The sequence below is a fragment of the Phormidium sp. CCY1219 genome (genome assembly GCF_055795085.1).
Genome location: NZ_JAYFEQ010000568.1, coordinates 1 through 4,945 on the forward strand (window position 1 = coordinate 1; position 4,945 = coordinate 4,945).

The window sequence follows — 4,945 nt, forward strand, 5'->3', positions numbered from 1 at the left end:
GCCTTTAGGGGCTGTGTTCCTTGCCCCGCTTACGCTTCGGGCATTTACCCTCCACTTTTGCGGGAACGAATCGCACCAGCATAACTATAGTTTACAACAGACTCTAGGGAGTGGTAAAAAATTCCGGGTTGGGGGGAGTCGTGTTAACTTTCTAAGTAGTAGAAACCGGAGACAAAATCAACCAGCACATTCACCGTGGGTAAAGAGAACTTGGTTGCTTTCATGGTCGTCCCAGTGGCGGCGGGTCTGGTCGAACCGGCTGTATTGATCAATCGCTTGCCGAAGTTTTGGTCGTAATAAATTTGCAAAGAGCGATCGCTCGAGTTCGTCAGGAGCATCTGGGTTGGGGCGTCAAAAAAGTTCACCCTTTCTTCGGAAACGGCAGAACTGGGGGAGAGATTGAGTTCGTTAACCTTGTGAATGGTTTGGCTCAGGGCGCTGCTTAATTGTTTGACCTGTTTGATGGACTCCATGCTGTGGCTGTTAATGGCCTGTGCTTGCAGCATTTTCATTAGGGTGATGATATTTTTTTGCGTGGAGCTAGCATTTTTAAAGGGGATAATGGCGATGTAAGCGGAGGAAAAGATTTGATAGTCATTGTCGAGTTTAAAGCTCAGTTCGGTTCGTCGATAGCCCACTTTAATGCTGGGGGGAGTTTGCATCATGCCGATTTGATTGGCGATTTGCTGATAAGTGGCAGCTAAGGCATAATTGGCATTTTGATCTAAGGGAGCATCGATGATAATCCGTACAGTGGGGGGGGTTTGATTGAAAAACTTTTTAGCTTCTTCGGCGCTAAAGCGATAAATTTGGGTGCGATCGCCATAGGGACTCAAGTCAACCCATTCGCAGGTAATGCCTTCAGTTTTGAGGTTATAGCGAGAAACTCCATACAACTTGATGCCGGTTAAGGTTGCGCCACTCAAGTCAGCTCCAACCCATTCGACGCGAATTAAATTAGCTTGAGTTAAATCGGCATGAACGAAACTGGCATTGACTAAATTTGCGTTACTTAAGTCTGCGCCAAGCAAGTTTGAACCGCTGAGTTTTGCCTCACTAAAGTCCGCCCATCTCAGATTCGCCCCGCTTAAATCGGCCCATCTGAGATTAGCGCCACTGAGATTAGCGCCGCTGAGGTTAACGCGACTGAGGTTGGCATGTCGCAGTTCTGCTTCGCTCAGGTCGCAGCCGCTGAGTTCGGAACGACTCAGATCCGTGCCGCTCAAGGTGGCATGTTCCAAATTAGCGCCTGCTAGATTCGTGCCGCGCATATCCGATTCACTCAAGTTAGCTCCAATGAAGTTCACTTGTCGGAGTTTGGCTTCTCTGAGATCCGCCCCGCTGAGGTTCGTTTCGCATAAGTTGGCGCGACTCAGTTCGGCGCGCACCAATTCCGAGCGAATTAAGGCAGCTTGCATGAGTTCTGCACCGCTGAGATTGGCGCGGACCAGATTGGCAACGTTGAGGATAGCGCCATTTAACTTCGCTTTACTCAGATTGGCACCGCTCATTCTGGCCACATTGAGTTTAGCTCCCGTAAGGTTTGCTTCACTGAGATTGGCTCCACTCAAATTGGCGATACTTAGGGTGGCGTTTGACAAATTGACACCCACCAGATTCGCTCTACTGAGGTTAACCTCGGTGAGGTCAACGCCACTAAAGTCTCGTTCTCCTTCTGCATATTTTTTTAGCAGTTCCTCGGCTTGCATAGAGTTTTCCTTTTGAATGGTTCTTACGTTTTAGTCTCGCAAGCGGTTATTCCCACCCTCAGACTAAACATTATCTCAAATCCGGGGGTCAAAACCAACTACATCAAACAGCGATCGCTCCTTTTACAACAGGTTGACTATTGCGAGACTGCATTAGATGACAAGTGCAAGCCTTTAATAAAATTTACCACCAGGCTCACTGGGGGAAGCGCAAAATTGGGAGCCGCTTTGATGGTACCGGGGGGCAAGCCATTATTTCCATAAGCCACATTAATCAATCGCTTGCCGAAGTGGGGATTGTGGTGAATGTCTAAGGTGCGATCGCTAGAGTTAGTGAGCACGGTTTCCGTGGGCGATTGAAAGAATTTCCCCCGATGGACGATGCGCGAAAAGGTCTGAGAACTTCTAATTTCTTTCACTTTTTCCATTGCTCCATCGAGGACAGCACTCAGCTCTGGGGATTCGATCATCTCCACGAGATGTTCGATATTCTCCTGAGTGACGGTGGCATCTTTAAACGGTACGATCGCCACATAAGCGGTGGAAAATAATAACTTGTCGCTATTCACTTTAAATCGCAATGTGGTGCGGCGAGAACCCACCTCAATATTCGGCGGATGGAGTAAATCTGGATAGCGCTGGGCGATTTGATGATAAGCCAAAGCTAAAGCCAGATGAGCATCTTGATCCAGGGGCGAATCGATAATAATTTCCACCGTAGGTAGGGTTTGATGGAAAAACTGCTCGGTCATTTCCGGCGTAAACCGATAAACTTGGGTGCGATCGCCATTCGGACTCAAGTCTATCCACTCACAGGTAATCCCTTCGGTTTTCAATCCAAATCGAGAGACAGAATAGAGTTTGGTTCCGGTTAAAGTAGCACCGGAAATATCGGCTCCCGTCCAATCCACTTGGATCATATTGGCGTGAGTTAAATCGGCATAAACCAAGCTAGCATCGAGTAAATTGGCATGGCTCAAGTCGGCTCCGCGCAAGTTGGCACCGCTCAATTTCGCGCCGCTGAGATCCGCGCCGCGCAAACAAGCTTCACTTAAGTCCGCCCATCTCAAATTTGCCCCGGATAAATCCACCCCCATGAGTTTGGCATGGGAGAGATCCGTTTGTCTCAATTCCGAATTTCTCAGATTGGCTCCACTGAGATCGGCACCGCTGAGGTTGGTCTCTCGCAAGTTGGCTTGTTCTAGATTCGCCCCGGTCACAGAGGTGCCTCTCATATCTGCCTCGCTGACGTTGGCGCTGACTAAATAAGCTTGTCTGAGTTTTGCTTCTCTGAGGTTGGCACCATTGAGGTTCGCTTGCGTCAGGTTGGCTCCACTGAGTTCGGCCCGCATCAATTCCGCGCGAATCAGGGAAGCTTGAATCAATAAAGTGCCGCGCAAATCGGCGCGAATCAAATTGGCAACGTTGAGGTCAGCGCCATTGAGATTCGCGCCACACAGATGAGCGCTGTTGAGCTTGGCGACGTTGAGTTTGGAGTGACTGAGATTTGCTCCACTGAGATCGGCACCGCTGAGATTGGCGATACTCAGGTTAGCCCCACTTAAATTAATCTCGCTGAGATTGACTTGACTGAGGTTGACCTCAGTAAGGTTAACGCTTTGAAAGTCTCTGGTTCCAGCTACAAATTGTTTGACGAGTTCTTCAGCTTCCATCGGGGCACCCTGAGAACATGGGAACGGTTTGGTGAACGGTTCGATGCACTATCATGCTAGCGTTTAGCTCTTTCTGGGGAAACCCCCACTCGGTTTGCACGGCCTTGAGTTTCCCAGAAATGCGGGACAGTGAAAGGGATTCTCGCTTCAAACACCGGCCAGACGTTAGGGGAATTGGGGGCATCTGGCGGCAGAATCTACGAGGCGATCGCATCTCGGTGCCGGGTTAACTAGCACGGGGTCGTGCCACTGGTTGGGCGCTTCCTCTCCCTAGACCCCCTGGGGGAAGTGGCTCCGTTCCGACCGGTAAGGATGCTCTTATGAGCTAGAGTTCCCCGCATCCTCCCGATCGCGGCTGGTTCACATAGGTTTCATTCCCTTGAATCCTAATAAGTTTTCCTTGTCATGGCAGGTTGCCACATCACATACCCCCCCTCACGGATGCCTTCCTTTTTTTGAGGCATGGGTATGGAATCGGGGGGGTAATCGACTAAAATCGTCTTCAACCAAGGTTGGGATGTAGGGAGCCGATGAATATTGGAATTGTGGGTTTGGGGTCGATTGGTGGATCTCTGGGGTTGGATTTGCGATCGCGCGGGCATCGGGTGCTGGGGGTGGCGCGTCGTCGGGAAACTTGCCAAGCAGCGATCGCGCGCCAAATTGTCGATGATGCAGATGTAGATTTTACCCTGATGGAAAGCGCCGATTTGGTGTTTGTTTGCACGCCAATCGCCGCGATCGCCCCCACGGTGCAACGGCTCGTTCCCCATCTTTCCTCTACCGCTATCATAACCGATGTGGGGTCGGTGAAAACCCCGGTGGCTCAAGCGGTTGCTCCCTTGTGGCCGCGTTTCGTTCCCGGGCACCCAATGGCGGGTACGGAACGCAGCGGACTGGATGCGGCGATCTCCAATTTGTTCGCCGATCGCCCCTATGCAATTACTCCCCTCGCCTCCACTCCCCCTGCGGCGACCGAACAGGTGGCGGCGATCGCTGCGTCTCTCCAGGCCCGGGTCTACTACTGCACCCCGGAAGACCACGACCGCTCTGTGGCTTGGATCTCTCATCTGCCGGTGATGGTGGCGGCGAGTTTGATTGATGCTTGCTTGAGCGAACCTTCTACAACGGCGATCGCCCTGGCTCAAAAATTCGCCAGTACCGGCTTTCGCGATACCACTCGCGTGGGCGGTGGCAATCCGGAATTGGGAATGATGATGGCTCAGTACAATCGTCAGGAGTTGTTGCGTTCCCTGTGTACCTACCGTCAGCGACTCGATGCCTTCATCTGCGCGATCGAATCCGAAAACTGGGCTGCCCTGGAACAGTTCCTCCAACGCACCCAGGACGCTCGCCCTCAATTTTTAACATTTCCAGACTCAATCGACTCCCCTCCGGACCGAAACTCGTTAGAATAAGAAGGCTATCACTATTTTCAGGATGTCAAAACTCAATCGCAATCCCTTCTATTTTGGGTCAAGATAAATCGGCGTCAGGAACCCCATCCCTAAAGGGAGGGGCTTGGTAAGACTTTATTTTCCCAAGCTCACCTGACCAGAAGACCAG

3 protein-coding genes are annotated in these 4,945 nt (G+C 51.1%); 1 reads left to right on the plus strand and 2 read right to left on the minus strand.

Features of this window, described 5'->3' with window-relative positions; all coding sequences use genetic code 11:
- Window positions 1-143 precede the first annotated feature (143 nt).
- Window positions 144-1,709, minus strand: a complete 1,566-nt coding sequence (locus AC0QH1_RS15765; RefSeq protein ID WP_324632160.1) for a pentapeptide repeat-containing protein — start codon at window positions 1,707-1,709, stop codon at window positions 144-146.
- A gap of 137 nt (window positions 1,710-1,846) precedes the next feature.
- Window positions 1,847-3,382 (minus strand): pentapeptide repeat-containing protein, encoded by a 1,536-nt coding sequence (locus AC0QH1_RS15770; protein WP_324632162.1) that lies wholly within the window; start codon window positions 3,380-3,382, stop codon window positions 1,847-1,849.
- A gap of 530 nt (window positions 3,383-3,912) precedes the next feature.
- On the opposite strand from AC0QH1_RS15770, the gene AC0QH1_RS15775 reads away from it, so the two are divergent.
- Window positions 3,913-4,797 (plus strand): prephenate/arogenate dehydrogenase, encoded by an 885-nt coding sequence (locus tag AC0QH1_RS15775; protein WP_324632163.1) that lies wholly within the window; start codon window positions 3,913-3,915, stop codon window positions 4,795-4,797.
- Window positions 4,798-4,945: the final 148 nt, after the last annotated feature.